This window comes from Kitasatospora gansuensis, from assembly GCF_014203705.1.
Classification (GTDB): domain Bacteria; phylum Actinomycetota; class Actinomycetes; order Streptomycetales; family Streptomycetaceae; genus Kitasatospora; species Kitasatospora gansuensis.
In genome coordinates this window covers 521,190-541,661 of record NZ_JACHJR010000001.1, presented here as the reverse complement: position 1 = coordinate 541,661, position 20,472 = coordinate 521,190, and the positions used below count along the sequence as shown (strand labels likewise).

General features: G+C 72.5%; 16 protein-coding genes. 6 read left to right on the top strand and 10 right to left on the bottom strand.

All coding sequences use genetic code 11. The annotated features are described in order from the left end of the window. Window positions 1-7 precede the first annotated feature (7 nt). From F4556_RS02520 to F4556_RS02505, 4 genes are all read right to left on the bottom strand, one after another. Window positions 8-1,714 carry a class I adenylate-forming enzyme family protein gene (locus F4556_RS02520; RefSeq protein WP_184911282.1) on the bottom strand — a complete coding sequence of 569 codons (1,707 nt, stop codon included), beginning with the start codon at window positions 1,712-1,714 and terminating at the stop codon, window positions 8-10. 137 nt (window positions 1,715-1,851) lie between these two features. Beyond that, a complete protein-coding gene (locus tag F4556_RS02515) occupies window positions 1,852-3,183 on the bottom strand; it encodes a flavin monoamine oxidase family protein (RefSeq protein ID WP_184911280.1) in 1,332 nt (443 codons plus the stop codon). Then, window positions 3,180-3,476 carry an acyl carrier protein gene (locus F4556_RS02510; protein ID WP_184911278.1) on the bottom strand — a complete coding sequence of 99 codons (297 nt, stop codon included), beginning with the start codon at window positions 3,474-3,476 and terminating at the stop codon, window positions 3,180-3,182. The genes F4556_RS02515 and F4556_RS02510 overlap by 4 nt, the downstream gene beginning before the upstream one ends. 33 nt (window positions 3,477-3,509) lie before the next feature. Further along, complete coding sequence (locus F4556_RS02505; protein ID WP_184911275.1) at window positions 3,510-5,093, bottom strand: amino acid adenylation domain-containing protein; 1,584 nt, start codon at window positions 5,091-5,093, stop codon at window positions 3,510-3,512. Window positions 5,094-5,640: 547 nt separating this feature from the next. Here F4556_RS02505 and F4556_RS02500 point away from each other — a divergent pair. The 3 genes from F4556_RS02500 to F4556_RS02490 are packed head-to-tail and all read left to right on the top strand — an operon-like array spanning window position 5,641 to window position 9,586. Beyond that, window positions 5,641-7,050 carry a hypothetical protein gene (locus tag F4556_RS02500; RefSeq protein ID WP_184911273.1) on the top strand — a complete coding sequence of 470 codons (1,410 nt, stop codon included), beginning with the start codon at window positions 5,641-5,643 and terminating at the stop codon, window positions 7,048-7,050. Window positions 7,051-7,100: 50 nt separating this feature from the next. After that, a complete protein-coding gene (locus F4556_RS02495) occupies window positions 7,101-8,339 on the top strand; it encodes an AAA family ATPase (protein WP_184911271.1) in 1,239 nt (412 codons plus the stop codon). Beyond that, window positions 8,336-9,586, top strand: a complete 1,251-nt coding sequence (locus tag F4556_RS02490) for a vWA domain-containing protein (RefSeq protein ID WP_184911269.1) — start codon at window positions 8,336-8,338, stop codon at window positions 9,584-9,586. The genes F4556_RS02495 and F4556_RS02490 overlap by 4 nt, the downstream gene beginning before the upstream one ends. On the opposite strand, the gene F4556_RS39325 is transcribed toward F4556_RS02490, so the two are convergent. The 3 genes from F4556_RS39325 to F4556_RS02475 all read right to left on the bottom strand — a co-directional run bounded on the left by F4556_RS39325 (window position 9,517) and on the right by F4556_RS02475 (window position 11,895). Further along, entirely contained in the window at window positions 9,517-10,194 is a 678-nt protein-coding gene (locus tag F4556_RS39325; protein WP_184911267.1) for a sensor histidine kinase, read from the bottom strand. The genes F4556_RS02490 and F4556_RS39325 overlap by 70 nt on opposite strands. Before the next feature lie 88 nt (window positions 10,195-10,282). Continuing rightward, entirely contained in the window at window positions 10,283-10,732 is a 450-nt protein-coding gene (locus tag F4556_RS02480) for a DUF3237 domain-containing protein (protein WP_313068117.1), read from the bottom strand. Further along, window positions 10,729-11,895 (bottom strand): flavin-dependent oxidoreductase, encoded by a 1,167-nt coding sequence (locus F4556_RS02475; protein WP_184911263.1) that lies wholly within the window; start codon window positions 11,893-11,895, stop codon window positions 10,729-10,731. Before F4556_RS02475 ends, F4556_RS02480 begins: the two co-directional genes overlap by 4 nt. Before the next feature lie 74 nt (window positions 11,896-11,969). On the opposite strand from F4556_RS02475, the gene F4556_RS02470 reads away from it, so the two are divergent. Continuing rightward, entirely contained in the window at window positions 11,970-12,473 is a 504-nt protein-coding gene (locus tag F4556_RS02470) for a MarR family winged helix-turn-helix transcriptional regulator (RefSeq protein ID WP_313068116.1), read from the top strand. A gap of 135 nt (window positions 12,474-12,608) precedes the next feature. After that, entirely contained in the window at window positions 12,609-13,736 is a 1,128-nt protein-coding gene (locus tag F4556_RS39320; protein WP_184911261.1) for a nucleotide disphospho-sugar-binding domain-containing protein, read from the top strand. Between the two features lie 50 nt (window positions 13,737-13,786). On the opposite strand, the gene F4556_RS02460 is transcribed toward F4556_RS39320, so the two are convergent. The 3 genes from F4556_RS02460 to F4556_RS02450 form a co-directional block, all read right to left on the bottom strand. Further along, window positions 13,787-15,712, bottom strand: a complete 1,926-nt coding sequence (locus tag F4556_RS02460; protein ID WP_376775648.1) for a glycoside hydrolase family 5 protein — start codon at window positions 15,710-15,712, stop codon at window positions 13,787-13,789. 360 nt (window positions 15,713-16,072) lie between these two features. Continuing rightward, entirely contained in the window at window positions 16,073-17,689 is a 1,617-nt protein-coding gene (locus F4556_RS02455) for a flavin monoamine oxidase family protein (RefSeq protein WP_184911259.1), read from the bottom strand. A 222-nt stretch (window positions 17,690-17,911) separates the two neighbouring features. Further along, complete coding sequence (locus F4556_RS02450) at window positions 17,912-18,607, bottom strand: TetR/AcrR family transcriptional regulator (protein ID WP_184911257.1); 696 nt, start codon at window positions 18,605-18,607, stop codon at window positions 17,912-17,914. A 123-nt stretch (window positions 18,608-18,730) separates the two neighbouring features. Between F4556_RS02450 and F4556_RS02445 the strand changes: the two genes are divergently transcribed. Beyond that, the gene (locus tag F4556_RS02445) at window positions 18,731-20,440 is read left to right on the top strand and encodes an amidohydrolase (protein ID WP_221503513.1); all 1,710 of its coding nucleotides are present in this window, start codon (window positions 18,731-18,733) and stop codon (window positions 20,438-20,440) included. The last annotated feature ends 32 nt before the right edge of the window (window positions 20,441-20,472 follow it).

The following is a 20,472-nucleotide window of genomic DNA, read 5'->3' as shown; positions in this document are numbered from 1 at the left end:
CACGGGTCTACCGGCCGGTGAGGAGCGTGGCGAAGCGGGTCCGAAGTTCGCGCTTGAGCACCTTGCCGGTGGGCCCGAGCGGGAAGTCCTCCGGCGTCCGGGCGATGCTCACCCCGGCGAGCCCGGTGAGACCGGCCCCGGCGAGCGCCTTGTTGGCGGCCTCCTGGATCTCCTCGGCGGTGCTCTGCGCGGCCTCGGCCTGCAACCGGACGACGGCGTACGGCCGTTGGCCCTGGCCGGGTGCCCCGGGCAGGCCGATCACCGAGCAGTCCTGCACCAGCTCACCGCAGTCGGCCAGCAGCACTTCCTCGATCGGCAGGCTGTAGACCGGGCCGTTCGCGGTGTCGATCACGTCCACCGTGCGGTCGAGGTGGTAGAACCGGCCTTCGGCGTCCCGGCGGGCCAGGTCACCGGTGAGCCAGTAGCCGGCCAGCTCGAAGGTGCCGGTGAGCTTCGGGTTGTTCCAGTAACCGGGGGTCCGGGACGGGGTGACCACGCCGAGCATCCCGACCGTGCCGTCCGGGAGTTCCTCGCCGTCCTCGTTCAGGACGGCGGCTCTGAGCACCACTTCGAGCGGCTTGCCGACGCACCGGTCGTTGCGGGTGCTCTCCGGTGAGGTGACCTGGCCGAACAGCGCCATGCCCATCTCGGAGGAGCCCAGGCCGTCGATGAACTGCGAACCGGCCAGGGCCGGTTGGTCGGCCGCCTCGCTCGGCAGCAGCCAGGGCTTGATCAGCCCGGCCGGCCGCTCGCCGAGCTGGACCAGGCGGCGGATGTGCCCGTAGTGCGCGCTGTCACCGGTGTTGAACCAGGAGTGCACCTTGGCCGCACCCTCGACCGGCAGCTCGCCAGTGGCCAACTCGACGAAGGTGCGCGGGAAGGAGGCGACCATGGTCGGCTGGAAGGCCCGCATCACGGGCTCCACCACCGTCCGCCGCCAGTCCGACATCACCACGGTCGGCAGACCGAGCAGGGTGGCGGTGAGGAAGTAGCTCAGCCCGCCCGCGTGGGTGTGCGGCATCAGTGACATCAGCCGGTCGTACGACTCGGCCGGGAAGCGCACCATCCGCGGCTGCTTGCCGTCCCAGAACTGACGGTGCGCCAGCATGGTGGACTTCGGCGTGCCGGTGGTGCCCGAGGAGTGGATCAGCGCGACCACGTCCTCGGCCGCGTGCCGGTACGGGTAGACCTCGGGGAGCTCGGCCGAGCCGTCGTCGAAGGCCTGGATCTCGGCCGCCATGGCGATGAAGCGCGGGCGCGAGCGCGGGTCCTCCCGGTAGGCCGCGGCGAGCCGGGTGGGGTCGTCCGCGACGATGCCGACCACGCCCACGTGGTTGAGGTAGCGGACCATCACGTCGTGCCGCATGGCGTCGTTGATCAGGGCGGGCACGGCGCCCAGCGCGGTCAGTGCGAAGAAGTGCAGCAGTGGCTCCAGGCCCTCGCCGACGACCACGCCGACCGGCTCGCCGGGGCGGACGCCGTTCGCCCAGTACCACTTGGCGTAGCGGTCGCGCAGGGCGGCGAGGTCGAGCAGGCTGTGGCCGCGCAGTACGACGCCGCCGCGGTGGTCGGTGTGGTGGCTGTAGGCGAACGGCACCGCGCGATTGGGGTTGACCGCGATGGCGTGGTCCAGGAAGTTGCCGGCCCCGAGGGTGGGTTCGGTCATCAGCTGCTGCCGGGCGGCGAGGGGTGCGATGGAACTCTGATCGCTCATGGCGGTCTCCCGGTGCGAGTCGCCCGGCGTGCGTTCTTGTGGAACGACTGCCGGGTGAACTGGTCGATGAGGTCTGGCTCTCAGCAGAACGGGGTGGTTCGGGTGAGGCTGCTCTGCGGGTGTTCTTCAGGTGGTTCCTAGCGGTGGGCGAGGATCTCCGCGACCACGCGGTGGCCGGAGCGGATCGCGCCTTCCATCAGCCCGAAGTACTCGGTGCTGGTCTCGGTGCCGGCCCAGTGCACCCGGTGGTGCGGTGTGGTCAGCGTCGGGCCGAGCTCGAGCCAGTCGCCCGGCCCGAGCAGGGCGGCGTAACAGCCCTGGCTGTACTGCTCGTTGACCCAGTCGGTGAGCCGGAAGCCGATCGGTTCCGGCAGCATCGGGAACAGCCGGGCGGCCTGCCCGACCGCCGTCGAGCGCTGCTGCTCCGGCGGCAGCGCCGCGTACCGGTGTGCCTCGGCGCCCGTGACGAAGCCGGTCAGCACGCCGACCCCGCCCTCGGCCGGGGAGTCGTCCACCGTGGACAGCAGCGGGCCCTCGGCGTTGACCGACCAGCCGGAGAGGCCGTGGTCGCGCCAGACCGGTTCGGGGTAGACCAGGTTCACCTTGACCGCGCAGCCGCGGGCGGTCCGCCCGCTCGCCCGGCGGACCGGCAGGGCGGGCCGGTAGTCGACGGCGTCGGCCAGCAGCGGTGGCAGCGCCATCACCACCACGTCGGCCCGGTGTTCGCCGTGCGGCGTACGGACGGTGACGCCGTCCCGGTCCTGATGGACCGTCAGGACCGGTTCGCCGAGCCGTACCCGAGCACCGAGCCGCCCGGCCAGCAGCTCGCAGGCCTGGTGGGCGCCACCGGTGATCCGGTCCTGCTGGGCACCGCCCTCGAAGGCGTTGAGGTAGCGGAGGCCGCCGCCCGAGCGCAGGTAGAACGCCATGTGCAGGACGGAGACGTCGGCCGGGTCGGCGGCCATCATCTCGCCCAGGAAGAGCGGGAAGAACAGCCGGGCGTCCGGATGGGTCAGGTGCTGCTCGGCCCACTCGGCGGCGGTCAGGGTGTCCAGCCGCTCGGCGTCCGGGGTGAGCCAGGGGGCCTCGGTCCTTACGGTGGCGGCGAGTTCGTCCAGCAGCTCGAACAGGTCGCCGAGGGCCACGGCGTTGAGCGGCGGGAACCGCCCGTCCCGGGTGGCGTGCTCGGCGCCGAGCGCGAAGCGGCTGGCGCCCTGCATCGTGGTCGGGGTGGTCTTGAGACCCAACTCAGCCATCAGGGCGTGCAGTTCGGTGTGCCGGTTGCCCAGGTAGGCGGCGCCGGCGTCGATCCAGGCGGTCGGCGCGACCTGGCGGCCGTGGGTGCGGCCGCCGACCCGGTCGCGGGCCTCCAGGACGGTGACCTCGATCCCGTGGTCCGCCAGCCCGGTCGCGGCCGTGAGCCCGGCCAGTCCGGCGCCGACCACGACGGCGCTGCGGGTGTGGGTCATCGGGCAGCGGCGATCTGCTCGGCGAGACCCTGCGGGGTGGGCGCGAGCACAAAGTCGTCGAAGGTCAGCTCGACGCCGTGGCCGCGGGCGATCGCGCTCAGCACCCGGGTCGCGATCAGCGAGTCGCCGCCGAGCAGGAAGAAGTCGGAGTCCGGCGCGACCTCGGTGCTCTCCAGTACCCGACGGAAGATCGCCACCACGCTCTCGACGTCGGCCGCCTCGACGTCGGCTGTGGCGTCCGCGCTGGTGGGTCTGCCGCCGGAGCCGGCGGAAGTGGTGGTGTCAACGCTCATCGAGGGTCTCCTTTGACCTGTCAGTGGGCTGGGTCAGTGCGTTGCGTGCCGCAGGTGCGAGCCTGCGCGGTCGACCTTTCCGCTTGCGGTGAGGACGAGTTGGGGGACCACGGTGATCCGGCTCGGCACCAGATGGCCGGGCACCCGCCCGTGCAGATAGGACCGGACGTCGGTGTCCAGGGTCCCGGCCGTGGCGGGGGTGCGCGGCACGATGTAGGCGACCAGCGCGGAGCGGCCGGCCAGCGTGGTCCCCACCACGGCCGCCGCCTGCACCCCGGGATGGCTGGTGAGGTGGGCCTCGACCTCGGCCGGGTCGACCCGGATGCCGCGCACCTTGATCTCGTGGTCCAGCCGGCCCTGGTGGGTGAGCACGCCGTCGGGTGCGCTGCTCACCCGGTCGCCGGTCCGGAACCGGCGCTCGCCGTCGACGACGGTGAACCTGGCTTCGGTGGCCTCGGGCAGCCCGAGGTAGCCGAGCGCGAGCGCGGGCCCGCCGATCATCAACTCGCCCTGCTCGCTGATCTGTTCGATGACGTGCGGGAGGGCGCGGCCGATCGGCGCCCGGGTGCCGCCGTCCCAGCTCCAACCGGGGGAGGGTGCCTCGGGGCCGTGCAGGTCGACGGCGTGGGTGATCAGGGTGGTCTCGGTGCAGCCGTAGGTGTTGAGCAGCCGGATCCGCCCGGTGTCCAGGCGGCTCCAGTCGTCCAGCCGCGCCGGACTCGCGGCCTCGCCACCGATGATCAGCAGCCGGAGGCAGGCGGGTAACGGCAGTTGGTCCTCGGTGAGGTGGAGCACCAGCTCGTGCCAGAAGGCGGTCGGCAGGTCGAGGACGGTGATCCGCTCCCGTTCGACCATCCGCAGGAAGCGGGGGAACGAGCCCGAGTGCGCCTCGGCGTCGAGGACCAGGGCGGCCCCCGTGGTGAGGGTGGGCAGGATCTCCTCGAAGCAGGTGTCCCAGTTCAGCGAGGCGAACTGGAGGACCCGGTCCGCGGGCGTCAGACCGAACAGCTCGCGCAGCGAGTGGACGGTGGTGGAGATGGCCCGGCGGGGAGTGACGACGGGCTTCGGCTGTCCGGTGGAGCCCGAGGTGAAGAGGATGTAGGCCGGTATGTCGGGGTCTGTTTCCAATTGGCCCATGGCTAACGGATTCTGATGATCCGTCGGGTCGGCCGAGGGTGGGCCCGCGGTGAGTTCCGCCGACTGGTCCGGTTCTGTCGAATCCACCCCGAGATGGTCCGACTCCAGGTATTTCAACCCGAGTTGGGATGCCAATCCGGGATCGGCGCCGAGCACGGTCCGGCAGTCGACCGCCGACAGCATCGCCTGCTGCCGTTGCGGCGGGAATGCCGGATCGACGGGGCAGTAGACCCCTTCGGCCGCGAGTACGCCGAGCAGCCCGACGAGCGTTTCCGGTGTGTGTGTCGCGTGTACCGCGACCACGCCGGGATTGGCTCCCAGCCGTGCGGCAAGCGTGTGCGCCAGCTCGTTGAGCCGGCGATAACTCACGGCGCGTCCTTGGTGGATGAGCGCCGGGTGATCCGGGTAGCGAAGAGTAGTTTGTCTGAACGCGTCAAAAAGGTCGGAAGCGACCTCGCTGGCGCCGCGATTGTTTGACATGTCCGCCCCAGCCAATGCTTCGCGAGCGCTCATTGGTGCTCGGCGAACCGGGACTCTACCTTCGAACATGTGTCGTCACAATGGTTGTTGAGGCTGTTTCCTCAAGGTGGCGTGGTGGAGCTGTGAACAGGGCTGGCCTGGCGAGAAGGGCGGAAATGTACCGATGATCGACTCCGGGCTGTGCGCGTCCGACTGCAAGGGGTGATCTTCCGGCGGGCGGGTTGCCATGGCGGCGTGCCTCGGATTTCCGCAACGGCTTGACGCTGCGTCAGAAATGGCTGAGAAGTGACAGGTTGGCGGTGGCCCGTCCGATCCGGTGGTTGAACTTCCTTTACCTTCCGGCGAGTTAGGAGTACTGGTGATCGTCCTGTCCGTCGGGGCCGGCGTGGCCGCCCTGCGCGGCGTGAGCGGCGACGGCGCGGTACGCCGCCCGGAACTGCCCGGAAAAAGGACCTGGCAGATCGAAGTGCGGGGCGCTATGGTCATCCGCGATGACTACTCACTCCGTTCACAGATCGGGGGTCCCATCCGCGCAAGGTGAGTGCTGATGCTCACTTGGACCGCGAATGGGGATTCCCGACTTTCCCACTGGCAGCGCGTGCGCGAGTTCGCCGTGCCGCCCACCATGATCGAGGCTGCCACCGCCCGCCGGCATACCGGGGACTGGGCCGGGGCATGTGCCGCCGCAGCTGTCGACATCGACTTCGGCCTGCGTCATTTGGCGCGCACCCACGGCCGGGAACTGATGGCCGAAGTACGGGCCGATCTACGCCATTTGGCGCCCGACCTGTTGCGCTGGCACCTGCCGAGGATCGCCCCGGACGGGCTGCTGCGCCCAGGTCTGACCGTCGAACTGGCCCGGTACCGGGCCACCGGGCCCGACGGCGACCGTCCGGTGCACCTGGTGGCCCGGACGCCGCCCGCCTGGGCGGACGCCGGTCAGCGGATCAGCCTCGGGCTGTGGGACAGCTCTCAGTCCGAGGCGGCCGGTTGGGGCCCGCCGCACCCCCGTCCCCACCGGCGTTTCCGCCTCGACCTGCACCGTCACCTCTGGGACGCGCGCAGGGCCGATGAGCTGCGGATTCGCTCGGGGGCCGATGCGGTCGGGCCGCCCGCCGGCCCGGAGCCGGCGGGGTTGCTGCCGCCGGGGTACCGCTGTGCCGTCGACCGGTGGGCGGCCGAGGCGGCGATCCTGCTCCGTGCCGAGGGCCGGTCCACCAGCAGTGGGGCCGGTGCCGTCGGCGTGCGGCTCGGCGCCCGGCACCGGCTGGTCCTGGAACTGGGCGGGGACGTGGACGGCCCTGGCCCGTCCACGCTGCGGATCGCGAAGGCGTCCCCGGATCGCGGCGGCCGCCGGCTGCCCGTGCTGCCCGACGCGGCGACCTGGGTGCTGCCCGACCTCGACCTGCTCCGCGCCGGACTGATCGAGGCCGATCGGCTGCACCCGCTGGTCGCCTCGGCGCTGGTGCCGGGTCGCTCGCCGACCGCACCGTCCCAACTGCCTTCCCCGACAGGCCAACCGCAGCTGGTGGAGTGCCAGGGAAGCCTGCACCGGATCGGCATGGTCGACGGGGTACTGGCCCCCTTGGACCACGACCCGGCCGAGATCCGCCGCGAGGAGCTGCTGGTCGCACTGTCCGGCACCCCGATGCCCTGCCTGCAGGCGATCGACCTGGCGCACCGTCACCCGGACTGCCTGGTCGGCGTCCGCGAACGGCTGGACCACGGTGACATCGCCGGTGCGCTGGCCGTCGTCGAAGGGCTGCTCGGCCCCGACGCACTGCTGCGCAGCGGCGATCTGCGGGACGAACTGGAGACCGCCGCGCACCGCCGGATCAGCTACGGGCTCTTCCGGGCCGGCCTGGCCGGCTCCGGACCCGGGCCCCATCGTGACCGTACGGACGGCCGCCGGTCCGCCGAGCGCCGCTCGCGTCCGCGCCACGCGCTGACCTACTGAACCTCGGGGCTCTGCCCGCCCCGCTCCCTACACACCACAGGTGATCAGACATGCCCAGGTACCCCAATTCCTCTCAACTCGACGTCGCCGGAGAGCTGTTGGCTCTGCTCCGCGACACCACCACCGAACCGCGCCCCGACAGCCAACTGGAGGCGCTGACCCTGACCGTGGCCGCCGATCTGCCCGTGCTGCTCTGGGGTGAGCCGGGGATCGGCAAGACGGCGGCCCTGACCCAACTGGCGGCCACCCTGGACCTGCCGCTGACCACCGTGATCGCCAGTGTCCACGAGCCGTCCGACTTCTCGGGGCTGCCTGTCATCGGTGACGATCCCGCCGAGCAGGGCGTCCCGATGGCTCCGCCGGACTGGGCCGTCCGCCTGGTCCGGGCGGGCCGGGGGCTGCTGTTCCTGGACGAGCTCTCCACCGCGCCGCCGGCCGTGCAGGCCGCGCTGCTCCGACTGGTGCTCGAACGGCGGATCGGGTCCCTGCAACTGCCGCCCGGGGTAAGGATCGTGGCCGCCGCCAACCCGCGAGCCTCGGCGGCCGACGGCTGGGAGCTGAGCCCGCCGCTGGCCAACCGGTTCGTCCATCTGCAGTGGACCCATGACCACGAGGTGGTGGTCCGTGGCCTGGGTGGCACCTGGCCGCAGGCGACGCTGCCCCGGCTCGATCCCGAACGGCTGGCGGCATCAGTGGAGTTCGCCCGCCGCGCGGTCTGCGGCCTGCTCGCCGCCCGCCCCGGGCTGGTGCACCGGCTGCCGTCCAACGAAGCCCGCCGGGGCGGCCCCTGGCCGTCACCCCGGAGCTGGGAGATGGCGCTCTGTCTGGTCGCCTTCGCGACGGCGGCCGGCTCGTCCAGGGAGGTGCTCTCCCTGCTGGTCAGGGGAACGGTGGGGGACGGCCCTGGCCTGGAACTGCTGGCGAGCCTGGACCGGATGGACCTCCCCGACCCCGAGGAACTGCTCGCCGACCCGGCCGGTGCCGTGCTCCCCGAGCGAGGGGACCTACGGCAGGCGGTGCTCGACGGAGTGGTGGCAGCGGTCCACAACCGGCCGTCGAGGGACCGCTGGGACTCCGCCTGGGCGCTGCTGGTCCGGGCCTTGGAGACCGGGGCCCCGGATCTGGTGGTCGTCCCCGCGACCACCCTGGCCACGCTGCGTTGCGAGGCGTGGCCGGTTCCGGCGGCCATCGAGAAGCTCGCCGGTGTGGTGTCGCTCTCCCAGCGAGCCGACCGGACGGCGGCCCGGGTTCAGGCCCGGGTCGCGGTCGGCGCGCAGGCGGGCCGGTGACCCCGGGCACCCTGGACCGGGACCGGCTGTTCGCCGCCCGGCTGCACGCCGCGCGGGCCCGGCCGTACCTGGCGACGGCGCTGTTCGCGCTGCACGTGGTGGAGTCGCGCCGGGTGCCGACGATGGCCGTGGACCGGTACTGGCGCTGCTACGTCTCGCCGGCCTTCGTGGACCGGACCCCGGAGGAGGAGCTGGCCGGGGTCTGGGTGCACGAGGTGTCGCACCTGCTGCGCGACCATCACGGGCGCAGCGACCGGGTGGCCCGCGAGCGCGGGCTGCATGGTCCGGGGGAGCGGCTGCGGATGAACATCGCCGCGGACTGCGAGATCAACGACGACGCGTTCGGCGAGGGACTGGTCCGCCCCGAAGGTGCCTTCGTGCCCGAGGACTTGAGGCTGCCGGACGGACAGCTGATGGAGGACTACCTGCGTCAGTTCCGGCTCGGACCGCTCACCGAGGGCCTGGCCTGGCTGGACTGCGGCAGCGGCGCCGACGGACTCGAACGGGACTGGGAGCTCGGACCGGACGGCGCGCACGGCCTCACCCCGCAGGAGCGCGACGCGGTCCGGTTCCGGGTTGCGCAGGGCATCACCGGCCGGCCCGGCAGCGCCCCGCAGGGGTGGGAGCGCTGGGCCGAGGAGGCGTTCCAGGCACCCCAGCCGTGGCGGGAGTTGCTGGGGGCGGCGATCCGCACCGCGACCTCGGGATCCGGCGCGGGCCAGGACTACACCTACGGCCGGCCGTCCCGGCGGTCGGCCGGCGTACCCGGTGTCGTCCTGCCGATCCTGCGGCGCCGGCCGCCCCGGGTCACCGTGGTGATCGACACATCCGGGTCGGTCAATGACGCCGAACTGGGCAGCGCACTCAGGGAGGTTGCCGCGATCTCCCGTGCGGTGGGCGGCCGTCGCGACCTGGTCAGCGTGCTCTCCTGCGACGCGTCGGCCGGGGTCGTGCACCCGCTCTGCCGCGCCGAGGGTATCCCGCTGGTGGGCGGTGGCGGAACGGACCTGCGGGCCGGCTTCGCGCGAGCGCTCCGAACCGGACAACGACCGGATGTCATCGTGGTTCTGACGGATGGCCAGACGCCCTGGCCGAGCTCCCGGCCTCCGTGCCGGACGGTGGTGGGCCTGTTCCCCCGCCCACGGCCGGCTAGCTCCTGCGACGAGGACGACCCCGACTACGTACCGGACTCGCCACCCGACTGGGCCCGGGTGGTGGAGATCGGGTCGGGCCCCGGCGGCCGGTGAGTCGGTGAGGGCGTCAGCACCCGTTCCAGGCGGGCGAGTTCGGCCAGTAGGCGCCGGCCCTGGGGGCCGATGCCGCGGACCGTCTGCTCGGCCAGGCGGGGGTTGACGGAGAGGATGTGTTCGGCGCCGCCGGCCTGGACGGTCATCGCGGTCAGGTCGTGGGTGATGACGTCGTGCAACTCCTGGGCCATCCGGGCGCGTACGGCCTCCCGGGCCAGTTCGGTGCGCGCTGTCGCGGCCCGGCGGGCCAGCTCGGCCAGTTCGGCGCGGCGGGCCCGTGACCACCGGCCCCAGAGCCAGCACAGCAGGAAGGGGAGCGAGTAGGTTGCGGCGATGAGCACCAACTGCCCGGCCGAGAAGTAGCCGAGGCTGCCGTCGGCGACTCCCGGGGCCACGGCCAGCGGCCCGAAGGCCAGGGCGCCCGCCAGCCCGGCCAGCGAGACCCGGGGAGAACCGAAGCAGGCGGCCCAGCGGGCCAGTACCAGGCAGCCGAGCGGCAGCAGCCCGAGCCCGGCTCCGGCCCACTCGCTCAGCAGGAACAGCCCCAGCGCCCAGGCGCCGTCCGCGACGACGGGACGGCGGAGCAACCACGTATGGAGTCGGTACACGCCGCCAGCGTAGGCAGCCGGTGGCTGACCCCGAGTCAGCCGCTGAGGCGATCCGCCCTCCTCCTCCGGAGGTATGCGCACTCGATGCTCAGGTGAGCGCGAACGCGGTGTAGCGGACGGCGCTGCCGGTGCGGGCGGCCGAGGCGACGGCGAGGGTGTGGTTGAGCCAGCGGTAGCGCTCGTCGCCGGTCTCGAAGCGGCAGAAGAGCCTGAAGTAGTACTCGCCGGGGTCCACCTCCTGCCCGGCGGCCAGCCTCCGGAGCACCTCGGGCGGGCCGTGCCGGACGCCGTTGGTGGTGAGGTGGAGGAGTGCGCCGTCGTGGGTGCGCAGGGTGGAGCGGGTGTCGATCTCGGCGGAGCCGTCGGGGTGCAGCAGCTGCCAGTCGGCTCCGCCCGGGAGGATCTCCCCGGCCAGCCGCGGTCCGTCGAAGGTCCCGCCGACGATGTTGACGACCCGGCGGCGGCCCCGGTGCGAGTCGCCGAGGTCGAGCACCGGGTCCAGGTGCACGTCGAAGGCGGCGAGGTGGGCGAGTTTCACCGCACGCTCCACGAGGGGCGCGAGTTGAGCAGCACCGGGTCGAAGCCCGCGGTGCGCTTGTACGCGGCGGCGATCTCGGTGCGTTCGGCGAGCGGGACGACCTGCTCGATGTCGTCGAAGCCGTCGGGGGCGCGCTCGTGCGCGAGCCGCATGACCACCTCGGGTCCCTGTTGCCGGTTGGCGAGCTGGAGCGCCGTGGTGGCCGGCCGGCGGAGCTCCTCGTACGCGGCGGTGCCGCCGGTGGTGGCGAGCGAGTGGGCGAGCACCCGGGCGTCGATGATCGCCTGGGAGGCGCCGTTGGAGCCGACGGGGTACATCGCGTGGGCGGCGTCGCCGAGCAGGACGACGTCGTCCCGGCTCCAGGACGGGAGGGGATCGCGGTCCACCATCGGGTACTCGTACGCGGCTTCGGCGGCCGCGATGAGACCCGGGACGTCCAGCCAGTCGAAGGTCCAGTCGGCGAACTGCCGGGCCACGGCGGCCGGGTCGGCGGGACGGTTCCAGTTGCCGCGCTCCGGCGGTTCGCCGTCCAGCGGCTGCTCGGCGATCCAGTTGACGAGGCGTCCGTCGCCGATCGGGTAGGCGACGAACTTCTGCGTGCCGTCGCCCGCCATGATCATCGAACGGCCGGTCAGGAACGGCGTGCCGTAGCTGGTGCCGCGCCACAGGACGAGCCCGTTCCACGGCGGTGCCCCTTCGTCGGGGAAGAGCGCGGACCTGACGGCCGAGTGGATCCCGTCGGCGCCGACCAGGAGGTCGGAGTCGTGCCGCAGCGAGGTGATCCGGCTGGCGGTCCGGACGGCGTGGGTGCCGAGGCGCTCGCGGACGGCGTCCAGCAGGAGCAGCTGGAGCCGGCCGCGGTGCACCGAGTACTGCGGCCAGCGGTAGCCGGCGGCGAGTCCGCGCGGTTCGGCCCAGACGGCCTGGCCGTGGCGGTTGAAGTAGGCCAGTTCGGCGGTCGGGACGGCGATCGCCGCCAGCTTCTCGGCGAGGCCCAGCTCGGTCAACTCCCGGACGGCGTGCGGGAGCAGGTTGATCCCGACGCCGAGCGGGCGGATCTCCGGGGCCGCCTCGTGCACGACGACGTCCTCGAACCCGGCCGCGTGCAGGCTGAGTGCGGTGGCGAGTCCGCCGATGCCCGCGCCTGCGATGGTGATCTGCACAGCACCCTCCTGGGGGAGATTGTTATGGCCGTAACAATCTCCTACCGGGCCGCCCATGCGCAAGACTCTGTCCTGTGGACCGACCAGATCTCAGATACGCCGACTACGCCCGCGACCGCCTGGCGGGCATGCCGCCCCCGGCCGACCCGGAGGCGTTCGCGCTCGCGCACCATCTGCTGCACCTGTCGTACCTGGTGGTCGCCGACCTGGAGAGCCGGATCCACCGCCCGCGCGGCTGGACGCTCCCGGGCTTCCGGCTGATGTTCAAGCTCTGGCTGCTCGGGCCGACCCAGCCCGCCCGGCTCGCCGAACTCTCGGCGATGTCCCGCTCCGCCGTCACCAACGCCGTCAACACCCTGGAGCGCGACGGCCTGGTCGAACGCCGCCCGCTGCCCGAGGACCGTCGCGCCGTCGCCGTGGCCCTGACCGCCCGGGGCGAGGACGCCGTCCGGGAGGCCTTCGCCGAACAGACCCGGCGGGAGCAGGAGTGGTTCGCCGTCCTCGATCCCGAGGAGCGGAGCACCCTCACCGGACTGCTGACCCGCATCCTGGCCGCCCGCCCCGACCCGGGCGCCTAGCGCACCGGCCCCTCCTTGGCAAGGCCCGCGGCAGAACGTCCGAAATCGATCGTGCCGGGAACATCAGCTGACCACCCGTCAGTTGACGGTGTGCGGGCCCCGCCCGTGCCACCTTTTATCGACCAGGAGACGATCGTGCGCATACTCTTCACCGGACCGGCCGCGCCCACCCACGTGTTCCCGATGGTGCCCACCGCGCAGGCCCTGCGGGCGGCCGGGCACGAGGTGCTGTTCGCCAGCCCGAGCCCGATGGACCAGCTCCGGCAGGCCGGCTTCCCGATCGTCGAGATCGGCGACGGCCGGCCGCTCCGGGACTCGTTCGTGGCCACCAGTGGCGAGCAACCGCGCTATGCCAGGCCCGATCTGACGCAGGATCAGATCATCGACGTGGCCGCCGCCGCCTTCGCGCACGCCTCCCGCGCCACCGTGGACGGTCTGCTGGCCACCGCCAGTGAGTGGGGCGCCGACCTGCTGATCCACGACTCCTGCCTGGCCTCGGCCCAGCTGGTCGCGGCCAAGCTCAAGATCCCGGCGGCGCTGCAGAACTTCGGCTTCATCTCGGGCCTCGACATGGCCGCCCGGCTGGCCGGTCACTTCACCGACCTCTACGAGGCGCACGGCGTGGCCGCCCCGGCCGAGACCACTCCGCTGAACGTCGTCCCGGTCTCGCTCGGCGGCGACGCGGGCGGTCTGCGGATGCGCTACATCCCCTACAACGGCGGTGGCGTGGTCCCGGCCGACCTGCTGCGCCGCGGCACCCGGCCGCGGGTCGCCGTCACGCTGGGCACCGTGGTCACCGAGGTGGACGGGGTGCACGCCATCACCCGCCTGATCGAGGCCGCCGCGTCGGTCGACGCCGAGTTCCTGCTCGCCGTCGGCGATGCCGACCTCAGCCACCTCGGCACGCTTCCGGCCAACGTGCGCCCGCTGCCGTGGGTGCCGCTGGCGGAGCTGCTGCGGGTCTGCGACGCGGTGATCCACCACGGCGGCTCCGGCAGCGCGCTGACCGCCGTGCAGGCCGGGATCCCCCAGCTGGTGCTGCCCCAGGGCGCCGACAACTTCCTCGCCGCCGACATCCTGACCGGCACCGGCGCCGCGCTGCGTTCCAGCTCCGCGGACGTCGACACCCCGCTGCTCGCGCGGCTGATCGGCGACGCGGCACTCCGCGAGGCGGCCGTCCGGCTCCGGGCCGAGAACGACGCCCTTCCCACCCCGGCCGCCCTGGTCCCCGCCATCGAGGCCCTCGCGACCGGCGCGCGCTGAGCTGAATCGGGGCGGCAGGCCGGACGGCCTGCCACCCCGGTGACGGCGGTTCAGCTCAGCGGGCGGCACAGCAGGGCGTCGGGCACCCCGCCGTGGTTCCACTTCCAGGTGAAGGCGACGCCGGCCAGGTACTCCTGGTCGGTGCACTGGCCCTTGTAGTAGCCGGGGGCCCAGTCGCTCCCGGACGAACCCCCGGTGGCCGGACGGTTGTCGCCGTGGTCGAACCACACGTTGCGGCCCGCCGTGGGCAGCGGAGCGCTGGCCCGGGCGCAGAGCAGGGAGGCCATCGAGCTGCCCCGGACGCTGTAACCCACCACGAGCTGGTTGTCCGGGCACTGCAGCTTGTTGTACCCGGACGCCCAGTCGCCCCCGGTCACGTAGCGCTCGTCGGTGACCCGCAGATAGGGAGTGTCGGTGGCCCCGGGCTGCGCCGCGTCGGTGCACAGGCCCCGGCTGTCGCTGCGGCCGAGACCGGTCAGGCGCTGACCGTCGGGGCAACTTCCCTTGCGGGCACCGGAGTCCCAGTCCGGCAGCGCGAGCATCCGGGCCGAGACCACGTAGTCACCGTGGTCGAGGTTGAGCATGTTCCAGTGGGAGACCTGGGCCACCGGCCCGGTGCGGCCCGGCGCGCCGACCAGCCTGCGCCAGTCGGTGACCCGCCAGTCGCCGGGGTCGTCGATGCTCAGCCGGGTACCGTCGGGGGCGTACGAGAGCAGCGCCCAACTGTCCAGCGGTGCACCGTCCTTGGTCCAGCCGACCAGTGGCCAGATCGCGAAGTCGGTGTCGTTGGCCACCAGGATGTCGGTGAAGTTGCGGAGCCAGGCCTGCTCCTTGGCGTCGTTGGAGCCGCGGCCGCCGGCCCCGAACTCGCTGATCCAGACCGGGGCGGTGAAGTGCTGTCCGGACTGGGTGACGAACAGCGCCTCCCGGTCGACCACCTGGGCGAGTTCGGCGGCGCCGAAGTCCTGGTAGCGGGGGTCGTCGGTGGCCCCGAGCCCGCTGCCCGCGCCGCTGTTGGCCGGTCCGGTGTAGGCGTAGAAGTGTGCCGCGTACACCAACTTGCCCGAGTTGATCAGGGTGTTGGAGAGGGTGCGGACGGGGGCGAGCACCGGCCGACCGTGCGGGAGACCGTTGAGCGGGATGCCGTACCAGTTGATGCCCTCCATGATGACCAGCAGGTCCGGAGCGGCCTGCAGGATCCGGTTGCCGGCGGCCTCGAAGGCCGCGTTCGCGTCGTGGGAGTCGCCCCAGCCCCAGTTCGGGTCGTCCCAGACGTCCCGGCGGATCTCGTTGCGCAGGTCGGCGCCGACCACGCGCTTGTTCGCCCGGTAGCGCTCGGCGACGAACACCCAGTCGGCGATCCACTGCTCGGTGGACTGCCCGCTGTTCCAGCGTTCGTTGCCGTCCAGTCCGCAGCACCAACGGGCGCTGGTGGTGTGGTTGTTGAGGATCACGGCGAAGCCGTCGGCGGTCAGCGCGGCGACCACCGCGTCGAACACCTGGAGCCCGGTGGCCCCGCGCAGCTGGGGATTGGCCGCGACGGCCGCGTCCGGGACCGGGGTGGTGTCGTGCAGGAGGGCGTTGGAGAAGGGGAGTCTGATGCTGTTGATGCCGAGCCCGTGGAAGTCGGCCAGGATCTTCGCCATCGGGACCCGGTCCAGCCCCAGCGGCATGTTGTGGCCGGGCTCGCCGTGCATGTGGTTCGCGGGGTCGCCGATGTCCCCGCTGCCGAGCCAAGTACCCTGGGCTCCTTCCCAGTTGCCGGACTTCAGCTTGAAGCGGTTGCCGTTCGCGTCCACGATCCAGCGGCCCCGGGTGCTGAGCGGGCCGGTCCAGGACGCGGCCGGCTCGGCGCCGGTCTGCGGTGTCGCCGCTGCTGCCGCGTCCACCCCGGCAGGCAGGCCGGACAGCAGGGCCGCGACGCACAGCGCCCGGGTGAGGAGTCTTCTGATGGTGCCTGGCCTGGCGGTTCTCACGGTCTCTCCCTGAGGGACGGGGTGCGAGGCGGTGCAACTGAGTGAATGTACGCGTTCAATGACTCACTCTCAGCCATTGCGGCCGTCGCTGGCTACCCCTCGGTAACAGTTGCCCTGAAAGGGCGTCAGGCCGGCAGGCGGGGTATGTACGCCGCACCCCGGTCGGAGGGACGGTCGGCGCGGCAGCCGCGGGTCAGCAGTGGGGACGTCCGGTGCCGCAACACCACCCCCGGAGCAGCGGTTCTTCGGATGGAAAAGGGCAGGCGTAACCACACCGCTCTGATGGCGGCGCTCAGTTGAGGGCGCATGGCCGTCACTGTAGAGCGGCGGCACCACCCCGAAGCAACCGAATTCGGCCTGTCAGAGCTGCGCCGTGATCTCGCCCGCCGCTCGGGCGCCGGAGAGGACCGCGGCGTTGAGGGTGGCGTTGTCCACGTCGGTGTGCTCGCCCGCGAAGTGGATCCGGCCCTCCTGGACGGCTTCGTAGCCTGCGAACGCGGTGTACTGGCCGACCCGGTAGTAGTGGTACGCGCCCAGGTGCCAGGGGTCGAGCGACCAGTGGTCCTCGTACGCCCGGCCGTTGTAGGCGGCCGTCGTGCCGGGGTGGACGTGCTCGATCTGGGCGAGGAAGGCGTTCACGTCGGCGGCCGGGGCCGGGCCGTGCGCGGCGCCGGTGAGCCGGTCCCTGGCGCCGTCGCCACCGGGGAAGTTGACCAGCAGGGCCGGTGCGCCCGCCTCGCCCAGCTGTACCGAACCGTCCCAGGCGGTCTGGTAGCCGAGCGGCCCGGTGTTGGAGATGCCGTTGTACCCGAGGGCGGGCCAGGTCTTCCGGGTGAGCTGGGTGACCAACTTGGCGTTCTGGCCCATCCCTTGCTGCCGGATCGCGGTCAGCTTCAGCGGGGACAGCTGGGCCCGGGACAGGTCGACCCTGCGCAGCGTGCTGAACGGCAGCGCCAGCACCACGTGGTCGGCCGGGACCGAGACGGTGCTGCCGCAGTGGTCGAAGGTGCAGGTGTAGCTGCCGTCGCCGTTCCGGGCCAGGGCGATCAGCTCGTACCCCTGCCGGACCGTGCCGGCCGGCAGCCGGCCGACCATGCCCGTCACCAACTGGTCGTTGCCGCCCACCAGATGGTACTTCTCGTCGAAGCCGCGGCCACCGGCGAAGATGCTCGAACCGCCGAGGAAGCCGATCATGTTCAATGCCGAGGACTGCCCCGGTTCGCCGCCGGACTGCAGTTGGAGGGCCTGGATCAGTTGGCCGAGCCGGGAGTCGGCGGGCAGGCCGATCTCGGCGAGGTAGTCCAGACAGGACAGCTGGTCGAGCCGGTGTGCCTCGGCGGTGTAGTTGTCGTAGCGCGGTGTGCCGATCGCCCGGTAGGAGGCGCTGAACGCGTCGAAAGCGTCGGCGATCCAGTCGTCCTGCTGCTGACTGCCGTTGTAGAGCGAGCCGTTGACCCAGCCGGCGTAGTCGCCGGAGTCCAGCGCGCCGCCGTTCGCGTACTCGCGTTGCAGGCCGAGGCTGTTGGCCAGGTTGAGCACGGCCTTGTCGGTCGAGCTGATGAACGAGCCGCCGTGCTCGCTCACCTGGCCGCCCGCGAAGAAGCCGCGCAGTGACCAGCAGCGGCCGCCGAGGTGGGTGGTGTCCGCCTCGTAGACGGTCGAGGCGATCGGCGTGCCCCGGTTCCACAGCTGATGGGCGCAGCGCAGCCCCGCCAGGCCCGCCCCGACGATCACCACCCGGGGCGCGGTGGGTGCGGCCGCGGCGGCCCGGGACGGGGCGAGCAGCCCGGCGGGTACGGTGGCGGCGGCGATCGCCCCTGCGGTGCCGAGGAGTTGACGTCGGCTCAGCTGTTGCTCGGCCCGTTCGCCGGCGACCTCGGCGACGGGCATGCCGCGCCGGCGGGCCTCGGCGTGGGTGGCGAAGACCGCACGCAGCGGTTCGGGCAGTCCGGCTCGGTCGGAGGGTACGCGGTCCATGGTGCCTCTTCTCGGGAGGGTGGCTTCCCTGCGGCGTCAGTGGGGGACCGCAGGCGGAGACAGTTCGGAGAGGCTCGCGCGGCGGCGTGGCGCCCGACGCGTTTTTCGAGTCGAGGGGGAGTGAAGCGCTCGCGCACCGGTGTTGTCAACGGTGTTGCGCATCCTGGTGCAGACCGGACCCCCGGGCCCGGCTCCCGTACCGGCCCCGCCGTCACCCCGCCGTCAGCCCCGGCGGACCGCCGCCGCCCGCTGCTCGATTGCGGTGATCAGGGCCTCCACCCGGGCGTGGAAGATCTGGTCGTGCGTCACCTCGGCCAGCTCCCGGCCCAGGCCGGCGATGTTCGGGAACCCCTCGGCGTCGACCAGGCGGTACTCGCGGCTCCAGGAGGACTCGTCACCGGCCCGGACCTCCGGGTCGAAGAGCAGGTAGGCGGCCCGCTGGCCGACGTAGGCCAGCAGCGAGTCGCCGACCATCCGGTAGTGGACGGCCGCGTCGACGCCGTCCAGGCCCGCTTCGCGGACGGCTCCGAGGATCAGCTCGACCACCCGGAACTCGTTGGCGCGCCGGGTGGTCCGGCTGGCCATCGCCGAGCTCACGGCCGGGTACTTGAGGGCGACCGCGAGCGAGCCGTCGGCCAGCGCCCGCAGCCGGTCCTGCCAGCCCAGGCCGGGCGGGATGCTGTCGAGCACCTCGCCCAGGGTGCGGTCGGCGACCGAGAGCAGCAGCTCGTCCTTGTCCCGGTAGTGCCGGTAGATCGCGGTCGGGTCGGTGCCCAGCTCCTCGCCGAGGCGTCGGACGGTGAAGGCGTCGGCGCTGCCCCGGGCGGCGATCCGCAGGCTGGCGTCGATGATCGCTTCGGGGGTCAGCTGGGCGCCAACGCGCTTGCTGCGGGCGGGAGTCACGGGTGGCTTCGACATAGTGCCCTCAGTGTATCGATGTGCCCACGAGTTGGCGCAACACCGTTGACAACAGTGTTGCGCTGCCGTTCACTCCTCCTCAACAACACGACGTGCGGGCCTGCCCGCCGAGGGGGAGTTCCGTTGACGACACAGGACAGCGCGGACCGGACCGGGCCGCGGGCGGACACCGTCTTCGTCGGTGGCCGGGTCTTCACCGCCACCGGCCCCGCGCCGATCGAGGCCGCGGTGGCGGTCGCCGGGGGCCGGATCGTCGCGGTCGCCGACGAGGCGTCCGTCCGGCTGCTGGTGGACCGGGACACCGAGGTGGTCGACCTCGCGGGCGGCCTGCTGGTCCCCGGATTCCAGGACGCCCACGTGCATCCGGCGGTGGCGGGCGTGCAGATGCTGCGCTGCGACCTGTCCGCCGAGCGCTCGGTGGACGGCTACCTGGCGGCGGTCGCCGCCTACGCCGAGGCCCACCCCGAGGCGCCGTGGATCTGCGGCGGCGGCTGGTCGATGGACGTCTTCCCGGGCGGCGTCCCGACCCGCGCGATGCTCGACGCCGTGGTGCCGGACCGGCCGGTGCTGCTGACCAACCGGGACGGGCACGGCGCCTGGGTGAACTCGGCCGCGCTGCGGCTCGCGGGCGTCGGCCGGGACACCCCCGACCCGGCGGACGGCCGGATCGAGCGGGCGGCGGACGGCAGCCCGGCCGGCACCCTGCAGGAGGGGGCGATGGACCTGGTGGCCGCGCACGTCCCGGTCGCGACGGCCGAGGAGGCGCACGCCGGGCTGCTGGTGGCGCAGGAACACCTGTTCTCGCTCGGGGTGACCAGCTGGCAGGACGCCATGATCGGCGCCTTCCCCGGCAACCCCGACAACTACCAGGTCTACCTGCGGGCGGCGGCGGACGGCTCGCTCCGGGCCCGGGTGGTGGGCGCGCTCTGGTGGGACCGCGAACGCGGCCTGGAGCAGCTGCCCGAACTGGAGGAGCGCCGACGCGGCGGGCAGGTCGGACGGTTCGCCGCCACCACCGTGAAGATCATGCAGGACGGCATCGCGGAGAACTTCACCGCCAGCATGCTGGAGCCCTACCTGGACGGCTGCGGCTGCCCGACCCAGAACACCGGACTCACCTTCGTCGGCCCCGAGGTGCTCACCGAAGCCGTCCGCGCGCTGGACGCGGCGGGCTTCCAGGTGCACTTCCACGCGCTCGGCGACCGCGCCGTCCGCCAGGCCCTGGACGCGCTGGCCGCGGCCCGGGAGGCCAACGGCGCGAACGACAACCGGCATCACCTGGCGCACCTCCAGGTGATCCACCCCGACGACCTGGCCCGGTTCGCCGAGCTCGGCGCCGGTGCCAACATCCAGGCGCTGTGGGCCGCGCACGAGCCGCAGATGGACGAGCTGACCATCCCGTTCCTGGGCTCCGAACGTGCCGCCTGGCAGTACCCGTTCGGGGACCTGCACCGGGCCGGCGCCCGGCTGGTGGCCGGCAGCGACTGGTCGGTGAGCAGCCCCAACCCGCTCTGGGGCATCCACGTCGCGGTCAACCGGGCCGTACCGGTGGACGCGCCCAACGCCCCGAACGCCGCGGAGGACCACAAGCCGCGCGAGCCGTTCTACCCCGAGCAGGCCCTGACGCTGGCTCAGGCGCTGACCGCGTACACGGCCGGCAGCGCCTGGGCGAACCACCTCGACGACGTCACCGGCACGGTCGAGGTCGGCAAGTACGCGGACCTGGTCGTGCTGGACCGCGACCCGTTCGAGCACCCGGCCGAGGAGATCGCCCGCACCCGGGTGCTGCGCACCTACCTCGACGGCCGCGCCGTCTTCACCGCCGCTCCCTGACCGCCCACTTTTCCTCCCCCGCGAAGGACCCC